This is a genomic window from Mycobacterium sp. 2YAF39, from assembly GCF_052114565.1.
GTDB lineage: Bacteria > Actinomycetota > Actinomycetes > Mycobacteriales > Mycobacteriaceae > Mycobacterium.
This window is the reverse complement of sequence record NZ_JBFREZ010000003.1, coordinates 272,050-290,138: the sequence shown is the minus strand read 5'-3', so window position 1 is coordinate 290,138 and position 18,089 is coordinate 272,050. Positions and strand designations below refer to the sequence as shown.

At 66.4% G+C, this 18,089-nt stretch carries 10 protein-coding genes; 5 read left to right on the top strand and 5 right to left on the bottom strand.

Going from position 1 to position 18,089, the window contains the following annotated elements:
- The first annotated feature begins 157 nt into the window (after nucleotides 1-157).
- A complete protein-coding gene (locus tag AB4Z42_RS10730; RefSeq protein ID WP_442009141.1) occupies nucleotides 158-943 on the top strand; it encodes a MerR family transcriptional regulator in 786 nt (261 codons plus the stop codon).
- Nucleotides 944-949: 6 nt separating this feature from the next.
- On the opposite strand, the gene AB4Z42_RS10725 is transcribed toward AB4Z42_RS10730, so the two are convergent.
- The 4 genes from AB4Z42_RS10725 to AB4Z42_RS10710 are packed head-to-tail and all read right to left on the bottom strand — an operon-like array spanning nucleotide 950 to nucleotide 4,929.
- Nucleotides 950-1,750 (bottom strand): ABC transporter permease, encoded by an 801-nt coding sequence (locus AB4Z42_RS10725; protein ID WP_442009140.1) that lies wholly within the window; start codon nucleotides 1,748-1,750, stop codon nucleotides 950-952.
- Nucleotides 1,750-2,622 carry an ABC transporter permease gene (locus AB4Z42_RS10720; RefSeq protein ID WP_442009139.1) on the bottom strand — a complete coding sequence of 291 codons (873 nt, stop codon included), beginning with the start codon at nucleotides 2,620-2,622 and terminating at the stop codon, nucleotides 1,750-1,752. The genes AB4Z42_RS10725 and AB4Z42_RS10720 overlap by 1 nt, the downstream gene beginning before the upstream one ends.
- The gene (locus AB4Z42_RS10715) at nucleotides 2,601-3,794 is read right to left on the bottom strand and encodes an ABC transporter substrate-binding protein (RefSeq protein WP_442009138.1); all 1,194 of its coding nucleotides are present in this window, start codon (nucleotides 3,792-3,794) and stop codon (nucleotides 2,601-2,603) included. Before AB4Z42_RS10715 ends, AB4Z42_RS10720 begins: the two co-directional genes overlap by 22 nt.
- Before the next feature lie 4 nt (nucleotides 3,795-3,798).
- A complete protein-coding gene (locus AB4Z42_RS10710) occupies nucleotides 3,799-4,929 on the bottom strand; it encodes an ABC transporter ATP-binding protein (protein ID WP_442009137.1) in 1,131 nt (376 codons plus the stop codon).
- A gap of 151 nt (nucleotides 4,930-5,080) precedes the next feature.
- Here AB4Z42_RS10710 and AB4Z42_RS10705 point away from each other — a divergent pair, with 151 nt between their 5' ends.
- The 4 genes from AB4Z42_RS10705 to AB4Z42_RS10690 all read left to right on the top strand — a co-directional run bounded on the left by AB4Z42_RS10705 (nucleotide 5,081) and on the right by AB4Z42_RS10690 (nucleotide 17,380).
- Nucleotides 5,081-5,806 carry a DUF1906 domain-containing protein gene (locus AB4Z42_RS10705; RefSeq protein WP_442009136.1) on the top strand — a complete coding sequence of 242 codons (726 nt, stop codon included), beginning with the start codon at nucleotides 5,081-5,083 and terminating at the stop codon, nucleotides 5,804-5,806.
- Nucleotides 5,807-6,310: 504 nt separating this feature from the next.
- Nucleotides 6,311-15,625, top strand: a complete 9,315-nt coding sequence (locus AB4Z42_RS10700; RefSeq protein ID WP_442009135.1) for a fatty acid synthase subunit beta domain-containing protein — start codon at nucleotides 6,311-6,313, stop codon at nucleotides 15,623-15,625.
- Between the two features lie 15 nt (nucleotides 15,626-15,640).
- Nucleotides 15,641-16,036: a holo-ACP synthase AcpS gene (acpS, locus tag AB4Z42_RS10695; protein ID WP_442009134.1), complete on the top strand. Its 396-nt coding sequence runs from the start codon at nucleotides 15,641-15,643 to the stop codon at nucleotides 16,034-16,036.
- Nucleotides 16,037-16,042: 6 nt separating this feature from the next.
- Entirely contained in the window at nucleotides 16,043-17,380 is a 1,338-nt protein-coding gene (locus tag AB4Z42_RS10690) for a dipeptidase (RefSeq protein WP_442009133.1), read from the top strand.
- Here the strand turns inward: AB4Z42_RS10690 and AB4Z42_RS10685 are convergent.
- On the bottom strand, nucleotides 17,366-18,076 hold the full coding sequence (locus AB4Z42_RS10685; protein WP_442009132.1) for a hypothetical protein: 711 nt from the start codon (nucleotides 18,074-18,076) through the stop codon (nucleotides 17,366-17,368). The genes AB4Z42_RS10690 and AB4Z42_RS10685 overlap by 15 nt on opposite strands.
- Nucleotides 18,077-18,089: the final 13 nt, after the last annotated feature.

Here is an 18,089-nt window from a genome sequence, read left to right as displayed (position 1 = left end):
GCGTCAAATACGCAGATAGTGACGCATGGGTTGATTAGCTAATGCAATAAATTTGCGGTCGAGATGACTTCGCTCGACTGCTACCACTCACGCTACAGTGGTCGCATGAAGTGTCGCGCTGCACAGCGCGCCCTGACCTCGATCGGGGGGCGCTCGATTGACTGAGTACCGCCTTGACGAGCTCGCAGGGATTTCAGGCGTTAGTGCGCGCAATATCCGCGCCTATCGCGAACGTGGGCTGTTGGACCCGCCGCGGCGGGTCGGGCGGTCGGCGTTCTACGACGACTACCACTTGTCGCAGCTACGCACGATCAATCAGTTGCTTCGCCGGGGGTTCAACTCGGCCCACATCGCCGAATTCTTCGCGAGTATGCGCCAGGGGGTGGATCTGGCCGACATCCTGGGCATCCAGCGCGCCCTCCTTGGGCCGCGTGGGGATGACGACGCCGACGACCATAAATCCCGGATGGGCGAGGGGATTTCGCCGGACGGTCAATTGGCGACGACTGGCCTGCACGCCATCGAAATCGGCCCGGACACCCGTGAGGCGGACAGGCTGAACGCCTACGGCCTGGCCGAGATTCGTGCGGGCCGCGTTGTCATTCTCGATGCGGCGATCGCTGAGATTCTGGGACGAACCACGAATCAGCTGCTATACGTCCGCGCACTGATTCGCATCTATGACTCGACGCGAGACGCCGTCGACGGCCTGGCGGACGGTTTCGTCCGGGCACTCGAGGAGTCGGTCGAGGCCAGGTTCGGCAAGGACCATGCGCCCGGTCCCGGCGAGATCGACGAACTGGGTCAGATCACCAAGGACTATCTCGATATGTGGGGCCGCGTCGTGTCAGATCGCCTGGACGCGTCGTTGCAGCGGCAGATGTCGACTGCGGTGTCCGGCTACACCTCTCGGATCCCGCTGAGCGAACTCCGGCATCAGTAGTCGCGGCTAGACCCTGGTGGTCGCCGGGTCACCGCCGAAGCGTTGGGCCAGCCACACCGGAATGATCGCGACGATGGTCAGCGCCGCGGCGACCACGTTGATCACGGGGGCCTGGTTGGGGCGGAACAGGTTTCCGAAGATCCAGATCGGCAGTGTCTGCACCGTGGGGCCTGCGGTGAAGGTGGTGACCACGATCTCGTCGAAGGACAACGCGAACGCCAGCACCGCGCCGGCAACCACGGAACCCCGCATCATCGGGAATGTGACGTAGCGAAACGTCTGCCAGGGTGAGGCCCCGAGGTCGGCCGAGGCGTCGTCGAGGTTGCCTTCCATTCGACGCAGTCGCGCCTGGGTGTTGTTGAAGACGATCACGATACAGAAGGTGGCGTGCCCGACGATGACGGTGGCCATGCCCAGCGACACGCCCAACGCCGATGTGAACGTCGCGTTCAGGGCAATGCCGGTGACGATGCCGGGCAGCGTAATCGGCAGTACCACAAGAAAACTCACCACGTTCTTGCCGAAGAAGTCGTAACGCTGCACGGCGAGTGCGGCCATCGTGCCCAGCACCAGCGCGACAGCCGTCGCGCCGAGTCCGACCACTGCCGAGTTCGCCAGCGACTGCCACATGCCCTCGCTGTTCCAGGCGTCCGACCACCAGTGCAGGGTCAAACCGGTGGGCGGGAAGGCGAAGGTGCGGGAGCTGTTGAACGCGTTGACCACCACGAGGGCCAGTGGTGCGTACAGAAAAAGCAGTACGAGCACCGCCCATCCGCGTATCAGGCGCCGGGCGCCATTCGACAGCATCAGAGGTTGTCCAGCGCACCGGTGCGCCGCATCGCGAGCAGGTAGGCCACGATCGCGGCCAGCGGGATGATCGACAGCGCCGCAGCCAGCGGCTGATTGTTGGCGGTGACGAGCTGTCCGTAGATGATGTTGCCGAGCAGTTGAGTCTTGCCCCCGACGATCGTCACGGCGATGTAATCACCGAGCGAGAGCGAGAAGGTGAAGATCGAGCCTGCGGCGATACCGGGGAAGATCAACGGTGCCACCACCATTCGCAGTGTGGACGAGTCGGAGGCGCCGAGGTCCGAACTCGCGTCGATCAGCGAGTCCGGTACGCGCGAGAAGGCCGCGAACACCGGGAGCACCATGTACGGCAGCCACAGGTACGTCAAGGTGATGATGGTCGCGGTCAGTCCGTAGCCGGGCGTGTAGCCCGTCACCCAGGACATCGGACCCTCGGGGGACAGCAGCATGCGCCAGGCGTAGGCCTTGACCAGATAGCTGGCCCACAGGGGGGTCGTCACCGCCACCACGAGGGCCAATCGCACGCGCGGTGAGGCGATCTTGGCCATGTAGAACGCCAGAGGCACGGCGAGCACCGCGCAGATGACGGTGACGGCCAGCGCCACAAGGATGGTGCGCAGCGCCGCCGCCCGGAAGACCTCGTCGGTCAGTACTCGCGCGATGTTGTCGAAGGTGAACGTGCGCACCACCGCGCCGGTGAAGGAGTTGGTGCTCCAGAAGGCCGAAACCAGAAGCACCGTAAGGGATCCGAGATATGCCACCACCAGCCAGGTCAACGGCGGCGCGAGCAGGAGCGCGAGACTGATGCGCCGTCGCAATGACACCGACGGTGCGGCCCCGCGCAACGTCACCCCCTGATCTGCTGCCACTTGTCGACCCACTCGGTGTAGTCCGTGCAGGTGTCACCGCTGCCGTCGACGCAGTTCTTCTGGGGGGTTGTCCAGTAATGGATCTTGGAGGCGAAATCCTCGTCGGTGGCATGGTAGAGGTCGCAGAAGTCCTTTTCGACGGTGTGATCGCACGCCTTGGCGTTCGCCGGTGCCTCACCGAAGAATTCGGCGACCTGAGCATTGACCTCGGGTGAGGTGATCCAATCCATCCACTTGTACATGCAGTTGGGATGGGCCGCCTTCGAGGAGATCATCCAGGTGTCCGACCATCCCGTGGAGCCCTCCTTGGGCACGACCGTGTTGACCTGCACGCGGTTCTCCGCACCGATCGTGTTCGCGATGACCTGCCATGTCGTCCCGATGACCGAGGTGCCGGATTCGAACGCCTGCACCTCTTTGATGTAGTCCGCCCAATACTCGCCGACATTCTCGCGCTGCTTCCTGAGCAATTCGGCTGCCGCGTCGAGCTGTTCGGTCGTGAGCGAATACGGATCCTTGATACCGAGTTCCGGCTTCGTCTTGGACAGGTACAACGCCGCGTCGGCGATGTAGATGGGATTGTCGTAGGCGGTGACCTTGCCCTTGTACTTGCCGGCCTCGTCGAACACCGCCGACCACGAGTCGGGTGCGTCGCGAACCGCGTCGATGTTGTACATCAGAAGATTGGCTCCCCAGCCGTGCGGGATCCCGTACATCTGCCCGTCCACCGAATTCCACTTCTTGTCCTTGAGGAAGGACGATATCGAGGCGTAGTTCGGGACGAGATCGGTGTTGACCGGTGCGACATCGCCGGCGTAAATCAACCGAAGCGTTGCGTCGCCGGAGGCCGACACGCCGTCGTACTGACCGGTGCGCATCAGTTGCACCATCTCGTCGGAGGTGTTGCCGATCTTGACGTTGACCTGACAGCCGGTTTTCTTCTCGAAGGGGGTCACCCAGTCGGCGTCGCCGTTGGAGCCATCCTCGGCGTAGCCCGCCCACGCGATCAGGTTCAGTTGGCCTTCGCCGTCACCAATCTCGCTGCGCGGCTCCATCTTCGGCGGAGCCTCGCCGGTCCCGCCGGACTGTTCGGAACCACAGGCCGTGGTGCAGGCCATGACGAGTGCGGCGCACGTGGCGAGCACAAGTCCGGCCCGTGTCTTTGACGGCATTTCTCTACTCCTCGTTGGTCGGGGCATCGGTTGTCGCGGCATCGGTTGTCGGGGCTTCGGTCGTCAAGGCATGGACGGCTTTCTCCGGCCATGCCAACGTGATCGGACTGCCGTGGTGCATATCTGGGGGCAGCCACGTGCTTGCGGTGAGAACGGTGGCGGTCAACGTGACGCCGACATGGGTGTGTGCGGTGATCTGGGTGGTGGGTCCGGCGTAAATGAGTTCGGACACCGTCGCCGCGACCGTCCGCACACCGGGGACCGAGTCGGTGCCTGCCGCGAAGACGCCCATGCGCTCGGGCCGGACCACGAACATTCCCGCGCGTCCGATGAGCGCCTCGGCGGCGGCGCCGTCGAGCACATTCGAGGTTCCGACGAAGTCCGCGACGAATCTGTTGACCGGATTTTCGTAGACCTCGCGGGCCGCACCGACCTGCTCGATGCGTCCGTGGTTGAAAACCGCCAGCCGGTCACACACGCTCAGCGCCTCGTTCTGGTCGTGGGTGACGATGACGAAGGTGATGCCGACTTCACGCTGGATTGCTTTGAGCTCGATCTGCATCTGTTCGCGGAGCTTGAGGTCCATTGCGGCGAGCGGCTCGTCGAGCAGCAACACTCGTGGCCGCCCGACCAATGCACGCGCGAGGGCGACGCGTTGGCGCTGACCACCCGACAGCTGCTCCGGGCGCCGTGGCCCGTGTTCGGTCAGCCGCACCATGTCGAGCGCGTCGGCGGTCCGGCGCCTGCGTTCGGCCTTGGGCACGCCGCGCACCTTCAGCCCGTATTCGACGTTCTGGGCGACGGTCATGTGCGGGAACAGCGCGTATTCCTGGAACACGGTGTTGACGTCGCGGCGTTGCGCGGGCAGACCCGTGACGTCGACGCCGCCGAGCCTGATCGTCCCTGCGGTCGGCTGCTCGAACCCCGCGATCATGCGGAGCACCGTGGTCTTTCCGGAACCCGACGGGCCGAGCATCGCGAACAGTTCGCCGTCGCCGACGGTGAGGTCGGCACCCTCGACGGCCACGATTCCGTGCCCGAACTCCTTGCGGACATTGATCAACTCGACCTGCGGATTCCGTACGTCACCGGGCACATCCACAGCGGATTGCACGCCGATCGTGTCCGAAGGCATGGCTAATCGTATGGATTGGATCGGCCGGACCGCAGTTCATCGCTGATTTCACGCCGGTCGTGTTCGCTCGGCTACTTCCGACAAATCTTGATGCAGCTGTGACCAGTGGCGCTGGGGTGAAATGTGATGCAGCTGTCGTACTCTGTGGCACGTGTCAATTTCGCGCCGCGACGTGCTGAAAGGTGCCGCCGTGCTACCCGCCGCATTGGCGGTCGGCGCGGGTCTGCAGGCGCTGACGGTCCCGGCCACTGCCTCGGCTGCGCCGCTGGGTGTTCTGCTCGATTACGCCGCCGGAGTCATCAGTGCCAGCGACATCCGCTCCTCGGGCGCCCTTGGCGCCATTCGGTACGTTTCCGACCGCAGACCTGGCGGCGACTGGATGCTGGGAAAGCCGATCCAGCTGCCCGAAGCGCGTGACCTCTATCAAAACGGACTCAAGATCGTGTCCTGTTATCAGTACGGCAAGCAGGACACCGCCGACTGGCTCGGTGGCCAGAACGCCGGTGTGGCGCACGCCAAGCGGGGCTGGCAGCTGCACGTGGCCGCGGGTGGTTCCTATGGGGCGCCGATCTACACGTCGATCGACGACGATCCGTCATACGAGCAGTACAAGCAGCAGGTCGCGCCATACCTACGCGGCTGGGAGGCGGTGCTGGGTCACCAGCGCACCGGCGTTTACGCCAACTCCAAAACCATCGAGTGGGCCTCGCAGGACGGGCTGGGCGCCTACTACTGGCAGCACAACTGGGGATCGCCGGGCAGGATCGCCCACCCGGCCGCCCATCTGCATCAGGTGGAGATCGACAAGCGGTCCGTCGGAGGCATCGGGGTGGACATCAATAACATCCTGCAGCCTCGGTTCGGCCAATGGGACTAAAAATATTACCGACGAGTAAGTACGTCTAGCAAACTTTTTTTGGTGGCCGGCGCCTCAGACTAGACAAATCTGGTCACGTTGTCGCGTCGAGCAGCCGTGGTGCCGCAGTTCAAAAGCGCCAAAATTTTTACATAACGATTAGATAACAATACTGCCTTGATCTGCGCAGTTGCCCCTACTCGACCGTAACCACCCGCATGCAGGACGTTTGTCCCGGATGGCTTCGGCCCGTTCGGAGGTGCGCGTTATCCAAGAACCGGTTACCCGTGCGTAGAACTCGCTAGTAACCATTTCGGACGCGAAAATGGTGGCATCTCTTATGACACTCTTAGTACGGCTGGAATGTCCGCTGGAACGGATGAACGAGTCGGGATTCGACGCTGAATCGCATGGCCTCCGCAGGGGAGCGCGGGCCAGTCAGCTTCTAGAGACGACGTAGAGCCGACACAAGCCACCACAGACCACGAGCGATAGCGCAGACAGTACCGAGGGAGATAACAACACGTGACGATCAACGAGCAGCGCCGGGTGTCCACCGAATCAACCACCGACCGCTCCGGAGCCCGCCCCGCCGCACATGCGCTCGTCGATCGGCTGAACGCCGGTGAACCGTACGCGGTCGCCTTCGGCGGCCAGGGCGCCGCATGGCTGGAGAACCTGGAAGAGCTGGTCAGCTCGGCCGGTATCGAGTCCGAACTCAGTGAAGTGGTCGGCGAGGCCGAGCTGCTGCTGCAGCCCGTGGCCCGCGAGCTGGTCGTCGTGCGGCCCATCGGGTTCGAGCCGATGCAGTGGGTCCGGGCGCTCGCCGCCGAGGAGCCGTTGCCCGCCACCAAGCAACTCGTCACCGCCGCGATCTCGGGCCCGGGCATCCTGCTCGCCCAGATGGCCGCCATCCGCGCACTCACCAGGCAGGGCCTGGATCTGTACAACACGCCGCCGGTCGCGATGGCGGGCCACTCGCAGGGCATCATGGCCTGCGAATCGCTGCGGGCGAAGGGCGCCAAGGACGCCGAGCTCCTGGCGCTGCTGCAACTGATCGGCGCTGCCGGCTCGTTGATGTCCCGGCGCCGGGGCATGGTGGGCCGCGGCAACAAGACGCCGATGGTGTCGGTGACCAACGTCGACCCGGAACGCATGCGCGAACTGCTCGAGGAGTTCAGCACCGATGTCCGCACGGTGCTGCCGCCCGTGCTGTCGATCCGCAACGGCAGGCGCTCTGTCGTCATTACCGGGACGCCGGAGCAACTCGGGCGATTCGAGCTCTACTGCAGCAAGATCACCGAACGCGAAGAAGCCGAGCGCAAGAACAAGCTCCGTGGCGGCGCGGTGTTCCGTCCCGAATTCCACGGGGTGCAGGTCGAGGTCGGCTTCCACACTCCGCGGCTGGCGGACGGGGTCGAGGTCGTCGAGGGCTGGGCCGAGAAGTGTGGCATCGACGCCGCGATGGCGCACGAGATGACCGAGGCGATCTTCGTTCGCCCCATCGACTGGGTGGCCGAGATCGAGCGGCTGCATGACTCCGGTGCCAAGTGGATCATCGACCTGGGGCCCAGCGATACGGTCACGCGCCTGACCGCTCCGGTGATCCGGGGTCTCGGCGTCGGAATCGTTCCCGCGGCCACCCGCGCAGGACAGCGCAACCTGTTCACCGTCGGTGCCGCACCCGAGGTGCTGCCCCCGTGGTCGAGCTATGCGCCGACGACCGTGAAGCTGCCCGACGGTTCGGTGAAGCTGTCCACCAAGTTCACCCGGCTGACCGGGCGTTCGCCGATGCTGCTCGCCGGTATGACCCCGACGACCGTCGACGCCAAGATCGTCGCCGCGGCGGCCAACGCGGGCCACTGGGCCGAGCTGGCCGGCGGCGGCCAGGTCACCGAGGAGATCTTCTCCGACCGCATCGCCGAGCTCACCACGCTGCTCGAGCCGGGGCGCGCCATCCAGTTCAACACGTTGTTCCTCGACCCGTACCTGTGGAAGCTGCAGGTCGGCGGAAAGCGGTTGGTGCAGAAGGCCCGTCAGTCCGGAGCCCCCATCGACGGTGTGGTCGTCAGCGCAGGAATTCCGGATCTCGAGGACGCCGTCGAGGTGATCGAGGAACTCAACAGCGTCGGAATCAGTCACGTGGTGTTCAAGCCGGGCACCGTCGACCAGATCAAGTCGGTCATCAACATCGCGGCGGAGGTGCCGGGCAAGGACGTCATCGCGCACATCGAGGGTGGGCGCGCGGGCGGTCATCACTCGTGGGAGGACCTCGACGACCTGCTGCTGGCCACGTACGCCGACCTGCGGAAGCTGCCCAACCTCACGATCTGCGTCGGCGGCGGCGTTGGCACACCAGAGCGTGCGGCCGAGTACCTGTCGGGCGCATGGGCCACCGCTTACGGATTCCCGGAAATGCCGGTCGACGGCATTCTCGTCGGCACCGCGGCGATGGCGACCCTCGAGGCGACCACGTCGCCGGCGGTCAAGCAGATGCTGGTCGAGACCGGCGGCACCGATCACTGGATCAGCGCCGGGAAAGCCAACGGCGGCATGGCTTCCAGCCGCAGTCAGCTGGGCGCGGACATTCACGAAATCGACAACACGGCATCCCGGTGCGGCCGGCTGCTCGACGAGGTCGCCGGTGACGCCGACGCCGTCGCGGCGCGCCGCGACGAGCTGATCGCCGCGATGGCCGACACGGCCAAGCCGTACTTCGGCGATATCGGCGCAATGACCTACCAGCAGTGGCTGAATCGGTACGTCGAGCTGACGGTCGGTGACGGCGACAGCACCGCCGACACCGCATCGCCGGACAGCCCGTGGATCGCCGACACCTGGCGGGAGCGGTTCGCCGAGATGCTCAAGCGCGCCGAGGCGCGACTGCATCCGCAGGACTCGGGCCCGATCGACACCCTCTTCGCGGACAGCCCCGAAGGCCAAGCGCTGCTGGACAACCCGCAGGCCGCGGTTGCGTTACTGCTGGAGCGCTACCCGGATGCCGAGACGCTCAAGCTGCACCCCGCCGATGTGCCGTTCTTCATCACGTTGTGCAAGACGATGGGCAAGCCGGTCAACTTCGTGCCCGTCATCGACAAGGACGTGCGGCGCTGGTGGCGCAGCGACTCGCTGTGGCAGGCCCACGATGCGCGCTACACCGCCGACCAGGTGTGCATCATTCCGGGCACGCAGTCGGTCGCCGGCATCACACGGGTCGACGAACCGGTCGGCGAGCTGCTGGACCGCTTCGAACAGGCGTCGATCGACCAGCTGCTCGCGGCAGGCGCCGAGCCGGTGCCGGTGGTGTCCCGCCGCCAGGCCCGCAACGACGTCACCGGTGCGCTTGCGGTCGTGCTCGATTCGCCCGATGTGCTGTGGGCGGGCCGGACCGCCATCAACCCCGTGCACCGCATCGGTGCGCCGCACGAATGGCAGGTCAATGAAAGCCGTTCGGCGGGCAGGATCGATGGGCCCACGCCCGCAGGGCAGGGGACGACCCGGGGTTATACCCAGGCCACACACCCGTCCACCGGCGCACGGCTCGAGCTGAATGCCGACGGCGTGGTCACCCTGAGTGTGCCGCTGAGTGAAGTCTGGATCGACATCCGCTTCACCTTGCCGGCCTGCACGGTCAACGGCGGTATGCCGGTCGTGACCGTCGACGACGCGTCGCGGGCGATGCGCTCTGTCCTCGCGATCGCAGCAGGTGTCGACGGTCCCGATGCACTGCCGCCGGTGCGTAACAACGCGTCGACGATCAACGTCAAGTGGGATCCCGAGGAGGTCGCCGACCACACCGGCGTCACCGCGACGTTCGGTGCACCCCTTGCGCCGGGGCTGACTCTCGTGCCCGACGCGATCGTCGGCCATTGCTGGCCTGCGGTGTTCGCGGCCATCGGTGCGGCCGTCACCGACGACGGGATCCCCGTGATCGAGGGCCTGCTGAGCCTGGTCCACCTGGACCACGCCGCGCACCTGCTCACGCCGATGCCGACGAAGACCACCCAATTGACGGTCACCGCAACGAGTTCAGCGGCCTTCGACACCGAGTACGGACGCGTCGTGCCCGTCACCGTCGAGGTCGCCGATCCCAAGGGCACCGTGCTGGCGAAGCTCGAGGAGCGGTTCGCCATCCGGGGTCGCACAGGTGCGGCCGAACTCGACGATCCGCCGCGTGCCGGTGGCGCGATCACCGACAACGCGACCGAGACGCCGCGTCGTCGCCGTCGCGACGTCACCGTCGCGGCGCCGACCGACATGCGCGCCTTCGCGGTGGTCTCCGGGGATCACAACCCGATCCACACCGACCGGTCCGCCGCGCTGCTGGCCGGGCTCAAATCGCCCATCGTGCACGGCATGTGGCTCTCGGCGGCCGCGCAGCACGTCGTCGCCGCAACCGACGGCAAGGCCGCCCCGCCGGCCCGGGTCGTCGGCTGGACATCGCGATTCCTCGGCATGGTCCTGCCCGGCGATGACATCGACTTCCGGGTCGACCGAGTCGGAATCGACCGCGGCGCAGAGATCGTCGAGGTCGCCGCCCGCGTCAACAACGAACTCGTGATGTCGGCGACGGCGCAATTGGAGGCCCCGAAGACCGTCTACGCCTTCCCCGGCCAGGGCATCCAGCACAAGGGCATGGGCATGGAGGTCCGCGCGAGGTCCAAGGCCGCGCGCAAGGTGTGGGACACCGCCGACAAGTTCACCCGCGACACGTTGGGCTTCTCGGTGCTGCACGTGGTGCGGGACAACCCGACCACCCTGATCGCCAGCGGTGTGCACTATCACCACCCCGACGGTGTGCTGTTCCTGACGCAGTTCACCCAGGTCGCGATGGCCACGGTGGCGGCGGCCCAGGTCGCCGAGATGCGTGAACAGGGTGCGTTCGTCGAGGGTGCGCTGGCATGCGGGCACTCCGTCGGCGAGTACACCGCTCTGGCCTGCGTCAGTGGCGTCTACGAGTTGGAGGCACTGCTGGAGGTGGTGTTCCACCGCGGCAGCAAGATGCACGACATCGTTCCGCGCGACCACCTCGGCCGGTCCAACTATCGACTGGCCGCGATCCGGCCCTCGCAGATCGATCTCGACGACGACGACGTCCCGGGATTCATCGACGAGATCGCCGAACGCACAGGTGAATTCCTGCAGATCGTGAACTTCAACCTGCGTGGCTCGCAGTACGCCATCGCGGGCACCGTCCGCGGCCTTGAAGCGCTGGAGGAGGAAGTCGAGAAGCGCCGCGAGATCTCCGGCGGCAAGCGCTCGTTCATCCTGGTGCCCGGCATCGACGTGCCGTTCCACTCCTCGGTGCTTCGGGTCGGCGTCGCCGACTTCCGCCGCTCCCTGGAGCGGGTCATGCCGCGCGACGCCGATCCCGACCTCCTTGTCGGCAAGTACATTCCGAACCTGGTGCCACGCCCGTTCACGTTGGACCGCGACTTCATTCAGGAGATCCGCGATCTGGTGCCCGCCGAGCCGCTCGACGAGATCCTCGCCGACTACGACACCTGGCGGAACGAGAAGCCGACGGAGCTGTGCCGCAAGGTCGTCATCGAACTGCTCGCGTGGCAGTTCGCCAGCCCGGTGCGCTGGATCGAGACCCAGGATCTGCTCTTCATCGAGGAGGCCGCCGGTGGTCTCGGCATCGAGCGGTTCGTCGAGATCGGCGTGAAGTCCGCGCCGACCGTCGCGGGCCTTGCGACCAACACGCTCAAGCTGCCCGAGTATTCGCACAGCACAACCGAAGTGCTGAACTCGGAGCGCGACGCCGCGGTGCTGTTCGCCACGGACACCGACCCTGAGCCCGAATTCGACGACGATCCCGGAGCCGACGCGGCCCCGGCACCGGTGGAGGCGGCGGCGTCTGCCGAAGCCGCACCCGCCGGCCCGGCCGCACCCGCGGCGCCGTCGGGTGGTCCACGACCGGACGACCTCACCTACGATGCTGCCGACGCCACAACGGCGTTGATCGCGCTGTCGGCGAAGATGCGCATGGATCAGATCGAATCGCTGGACTCCATCGAGTCGATCACCGACGGAGCGTCCTCGCGACGCAACCAGCTGCTGGTGGATCTCGGGTCCGAGCTGAATCTCGGCGCCATCGACGGTGCCGCGGAGGCTGATCTGGCCGGATTGAAGGGTCAGGTCACCAAGCTGGCCCGAACCTACAAGCCCTGGGGTCCAGTACTTTCCGACGCGATCAACGACCAGCTCCGCACGGTTCTCGGACCGTCCGGCAAGCGGCCCGCCTACATCGCCGAACGGGTCAAGAAGACTTGGGAGCTCGGGGACGGCTGGGTCAAGCATGTCACCGTCGAGGTGGCGCTGGGCACCCGCGAGGGGTCCAGCGTGCGCGGGGGCGACCTCGGTGGCCTGCACGCCGGTGCCGTCGCGGACGCGGCGAGCCTGGACAAGGTCATCGACGCCGCAGTGTCGGCGGTCGGCGGCCGCAAGGGTGTCGCGGTCACACTGCCCGCAGCCGCAGGCGGTGGTGGTGGCGTGGTGGATTCCGCAGCGCTCGGCGAGTTCGCCGAACAGGTGACCGGCCCCAACGGTGTGCTCGCATCGGCGGCGCGCCTGATCCTGGGCCAGCTGGGCCTGGACGCTCCGGTCAGTGCACCCGAAGCGACGGACGCGGAGCTCATCGAACTGGTCACGACCGAATTGGGTTCGGACTGGCCGCGTTTGGTGGCGCCGACGTTCGACGGTCGCAAGGCGGTGCTGTTCGACGACCGCTGGGCCAGTGCACGTGAGGATCTGGCCAGGCTGTGGCTGCTCGACGACGGTGAGATCGACCGTGACTGGCAGCGCCTCTCCGAGCGGTACGAAGGTGCGGGGCACATCGTCGGTACTCAGGCCACCTGGTGGCAGGGCAAGGCGCTTGCGTCGGGCCGCAATATCCACGCCTCCCTGTACGGTCGAGCGGCGGCCGGTGCCGAGAACCCGGGCAAGGGCCGCTACACCGACGAGGTCGCGGTGGTGACCGGTGCGTCGAAGGGGTCCATCGCCGCATCGGTGGTGGCGCAACTCCTCGACGGTGGGGCGACGGTCATCGCGACCACGTCCAAACTCGACGACGATCGCCTCGGCTTCTACCGCACGCTCTACCGGAACAACGCCCGGTTCGACGCCAAGCTGTGGGTGGTTCCCGCGAACATGGCGTCCTACAGCGATATCGACGCGCTCGTGTCGTGGGTGGGTACCGAACAGAGCGAAAGCCTTGGGCCGCAGTCCATTCACCTCAAGGATGCGCTCACGCCCACTCTGCTGTTCCCGTTCGCGGCGCCGCGTGTTGCCGGCGACCTCTCCGATGCGGGATCGCGCGCCGAGATGGAGATGAAGGTTCTGCTGTGGGCTGTGCAGCGGCTGATCGGCGGGCTGTCACACGTCGGCGCGGAACGCGATATCGCCGCGCGGTTGCACGTCGTGCTGCCGGGTTCGCCGAACCGCGGCATGTTCGGCGGTGACGGCGCCTACGGTGAGTCCAAGTCCGCACTCGACGCGCTGGTCACCCGGTGGAAGGCCGAAACGTCATGGGCGCAGCGGGTTTCGCTGGCGCATGCGCTGATCGGCTGGACCAAGGGAACGGGCCTCATGGGTCACAACGACGCCATCGTCGGCGCCGTCGAGGAAGCCGGCGTGGTCACCTACACGACCGATGAGATGGCGAGCATGCTGCTCGGCCTCTGCGACATCGAGTCCAAGGTGGCTGCTGCGCGCGAGCCGTTGCAGGCCGACCTGACCGGTGGCCTGGCCGACGTCGAGCTTGACTTGGCCGAGCTGGCCGCCAATGCCCGTGAAGATCAGGCGGGTAGAGGCGCCGAGAGCGTGGACGAGGAGGAGGACGAGCACGGCACGATCCGCGCGCTGCCCTCCCCGCCGCGCGGTTACCGGTCCGCGCCGCCGCCCGCATGGGACGACCTCGACGTCGACCCCGCCGACCTGGTGGTGATCGTCGGCGGCGCCGAGCTCGGGCCGTACGGCTCGTCACGCACCCGCCTCGAGATGGAGGTGGACGACGAGCTGTCGGCGGCAGGCGTGCTGGAGCTCGCGTGGACCACCGGCCTGGTTAAGTGGGAAGACGATCCCACCCCGGGCTGGTACGACACGGACACCGGCGAGCTGGTCGACGAGGGCGAGCTGGTGGAGCGCTACCACGACGCGGTCATCGAGCGTGTCGGCATCCGCGAGTTCGTCGACGACGGTGCGATCGATCCGGATCACGCGTCACCCATCATGGTTTCGGTGTTCCTCGACAAGGACTTCACGTTCGTCGTGTCGTCGGAGGCCGAGGCCCGGCCGTTCGTGGACTTCGATCCGGAGCACACGGTCATCGCGCCGGTGCCCGACAGCAACGACTGGCAGGTCACACGCAAGGCGGGCACCGAGATTCGGGTGCCGCGCAAGACGAAGCTGTCTCGTACGGTCGGCGCGCAGATTCCGACGGGCTTCGACCCGATGGTGTACGGCGTCCCGGCGGACATGGTGTCGACGATCGACCGGTTGGCGCTGTGGAACCTCGTCACCACCGTCGACGCGTTCCTGTCCGCAGGCTTCACGCCGACCGAGCTGATGCGCTGGGTGCACCCGAGCCTGGTGGCCAGCACGCAGGGCACCGGCATGGGCGGTATGACGTCGATGCAGACGATGTACCACGGCAACCTGCTCGGCCGGAACAAGCCGAACGACATCCTGCAGGAGGTCCTGCCGAATGTCATTGCCGGACACGTGGTTCAGTCCTATATCGGCAGCTATGGCTCGATGATCCACCCGGTTGGTGCATGCGCCACCGCGGCGATCTCGGTCGAGGAGGGTGTGGACAAGATCCGCCTCGGCAAGGCCGAGTTCGTGGTCGCGGGCGGCTACGACGACCTGACGCTCGAGGCCATCATCGGATTCGGTGACATGGCGGCCACCGCCGACACCGAGACGATGCGGGCCAAGGGCATCAGCGACTCGAAGTTCTCCCGTGCCAACGACCGTCGTCGGCTCGGGTTCGTCGAGGGACAGGGCGGTGGAACCATCCTCCTTGCGCGCGGCGATCTCGCGCTCAAGATGGGCCTACCGGTGCTGTCGGTCGTCGCCTACGTGTCGTCCTTCGGTGACGGTGTCCACACGTCGATCCCCGCTCCTGGGCTCGGTGCGCTGGCCGCCGGACGCGGAGGCAAGGAGTCGCAGCTGGCGCGTTCGCTCGCCAAGCTCGGCGTCGGCGCCGACGACATCGCGGTGGTGTCCAAGCACGACACCTCCACGCTGGCCAACGACCCGAACGAGACCGAGCTGCACGAACGGCTCGCGGACTCGTTGGGCCGCTCCGCCGGTGCGCCGCTGTTCGTCGTGTCGCAGAAGAGCCTGACCGGTCACTCGAAGGGTGGTGCGGCGGCCTTCCAGATGATGGGGCTGTGCCAGATCCTGCGCGACGGCGTCATCCCGCCCAACCGCAGCCTGGACTGCGTCGACGAAGAACTCGCCGGCGCCGGCCACCTGGTCTGGCTGCGCGACAGCCTGAAGCTGGGGGACAAGTTCCCGCTGAAGGCGGGCCTGGTCACCAGCCTCGGGTTCGGGCACGTGTCCGGCCTCGTGGCACTGGTGCACCCGCAGGCCTTCATGGCGGCGTTGAGCCCCGATCAGCGGGCGGACTACAAGGCAAGGGCCGATGCTCGTGTGCTCGCGGGTCAGCTGCGCCTGGCCTCGGCGATAGCGGGCGGGCGGCCCCTCTACGAGAAGCCGGGTGACCGCAGGTTCGGCGGGGACAGTCCTGAGAAGCTGCAGGAGGCCGCAATGCTCCTCGACCAGGGGGCACGGCTCGGCGACGACGATGTGTACCTGCCTTCGGGGCAGTGATATAGCGTCTTGCCCATGGCGGTAGTCGGTGTGGGGATCGATCTGGTTTCCATACCCGACTTCGCGGCACAGGTCGACCAGCCGGGAACGGTGTTCGCCGAGACGTTCACGCCCGGGGAGCGCCGGGACGCCGCCGACAAGAGTTCGTCGGCGGCGCGGCATCTCGCGGCGCGCTGGGCGGCCAAGGAGGCCGTCATCAAGGCGTGGTCGGGTTCGCGGTTCGCCAAACGGCCGATGCTGCCTGAGGGCATCCACCGCGACATCGAGGTGGTCACCGACATGTGGGGCCGGCCGAAGGTGCGCCTCACCGGCGCCATCGGCGAGCACCTGAAGGATGTGACGATTCACCTGTCCATGACCCACGAGGCGGACACTGCGGCCGCCGTCGTGGTGCTGGAGTCCCAGGGCTAGAGCGCTATGACCGATTTGGTGCAGCGGGTGCGTGACGTGTTGCCCGCGGTGCGGCGGGACCTCGAGGATCTGGTACGCATCGAATCGGTGTGGGCCGATCCGGCACGCCGCGGTGAAGTGCAGCGCAGCGCAGACGCGGTTGGGAAACTGTTGTCGGACGCGGGTTTTGCCGATGTGCAGATCGTCAGCGAGGGCGGTGCTCCTGCTGTCATCGCGCGCCACCCGGCGCCACCGGGAGCGCCCACCGTGTTGCTCTACGCCCATCACGACGTGCAGCCGGAGGGTGACCACGGGCAGTGGAACTCGCCGCCGTTCACACCCACCGAGCGCGACGGCCGCCTGTACGGGCGTGGCACCGCCGATGACAAGGCAGGCATCGCAACGCATTTGGCGGCCTTCCGCGCCCATGACGGCAACCCACCGGTCGGCGTGACGGTGTTCGTCGAGGGGGAGGAGGAGTCGGGATCGCCGTCGTTGTCGCGACTGCTGGCGGCGCACCGCGACACAGTGGCGTCCGACGTGATCGTGATCGCCGACTCCGACAATTGGAGCACCGATGTGCCGTCGTTGACGGTGTCGCTGCGCGGACTCGCCGACTGCGTCGTCGAGGTGGCGACATTGGATCACGGCCTGCACTCCGGACTATGGGGCGGAGTCGTGCCGGATGCGTTGACCGTGTTGGTGCGACTGTTGTCCAGCCTGCACGACGATGACGGCAACGTGGCCGTCGAGGGATTGCACGAGGGTTCCGCTTCGGATGTCGACTACCCATCGGCACGGGTCCGCGAAGAGGCCGGGCTCTTGGAGGGCGTCCGCGAGATCGGCTCCGGTTCGGTACCTCAGCGACTGTGGGCCAAACCGGCGATCACGGTGATCGGCATCGACACGACGCCGATCGACAAGGCGTCGAACACGTTGATCCCACGGGCGCGGGCGAAGGTCAGCATGCGCGTCGCCCCGGGCGGCGACGCGGGTGAACACCTGCATGCCCTGACGCGTCATCTCGAGCGGAACGCGCCGTGGGGTGCGCAGGTGACCGTCACACCCGGCGATGTCGGCCAGCCGTACGCCATCGACGCCAGCGGAGCGGTCTACGACGCCGCGCGCTCGGCGTTCCGGCACGCGTGGGGCGCCGAGCCCGTCGACACCGGAGTCGGTGGCTCGATCCCGTTCATCGCCGAGTTCGCCGACGCGTTCCCGTCGGCCAAGATTCTGGTGACCGGCGTGGAAGACCCTGCGACGCAGGCGCACAGCGTCAACGAGAGCCTGCACCTGGGGGTACTGGAACGCGCCGCGACCGCCGAGGCGTTACTGCTGGCGAACCTGGTTTCAGGCCGCCTGTAACTTCGTCACCTGCTCGTTGAAGAGGTTCACCAAAATGTCTATGTCAGCCGGAGAGGCCTCGTCGCCATCCGTGCGCCAGGTGTATACCTCGACGTAGAGGCCCCGGCTGAGACCGACGATTTCGGCGCCTTTACTGCCGTAGGGACCCTTTGAATTCTGACGCCAAGCGACGGCCGAATCGGGCAACCCCGGGTGTTGCAGGGGCGGCGACACGGTCGACGTGAGTTCACCGGCGTGGAAGGTTCCGCATTTACCGAGCAAGTCGCGCAGACCTTGAAGGTCTGGCTGTCCTGTCGGTACCGCAAGGAGCACCGTGAAATTCTGCTCCGGCATATCCGCATCCGAGCCGTCGGTCGGCCACATCGACCAGCCAGCGGCCCCCTTTTGGCCGTGGGGCAGCCCCGAGAATAGCGGCGCGCACTTCGGCGGATCGATTTGGTCGTCATTCGGGTAGTTACCGTCGGAGTTCAGGACCGCTCCTGTGAAATCCCATGCGGAAGCATCCGGGATCGCCGACGCGTCGACGAACATCGACTCCGTCACCTGTGTGAAATCCGGTCGCTGTGGCGGGCTTTCGCTGCCCTGCGCCGCCGGTTGAGCAGATTGATTGGTGGGCGAAGAGCAGGCGACCGACAGAACTGCCAGGAGTGCCGCTGCAGTCGCCGCCAGCAGTCTGTGGAAGGCAACCACACCCATGTCTTCTCCTGCG

Coding starts and splice junctions, on each gene's coding strand:
- AB4Z42_RS10715 (WP_442009138.1), bottom strand. CDS start 3,794: ATGCCGTCAAAGACACGGGCCGGACTTGTGCTCGCCACGTGCGCCGCA.
- AB4Z42_RS10710 (WP_442009137.1), bottom strand. CDS start 4,929: ATGCCTTCGGACACGATCGGCGTGCAATCCGCTGTGGATGTGCCCGGT.
- AB4Z42_RS10725 (WP_442009140.1), bottom strand. CDS start 1,750: ATGCTGTCGAATGGCGCCCGGCGCCTGATACGCGGATGGGCGGTGCTC.
- acpS (WP_442009134.1), top strand. CDS start 15,641: ATGGCGGTAGTCGGTGTGGGGATCGATCTGGTTTCCATACCCGACTTC.
- AB4Z42_RS10690 (WP_442009133.1), top strand. CDS start 16,043: ATGACCGATTTGGTGCAGCGGGTGCGTGACGTGTTGCCCGCGGTGCGG.
- AB4Z42_RS10685 (WP_442009132.1), bottom strand. CDS start 18,076: ATGGGTGTGGTTGCCTTCCACAGACTGCTGGCGGCGACTGCAGCGGCA.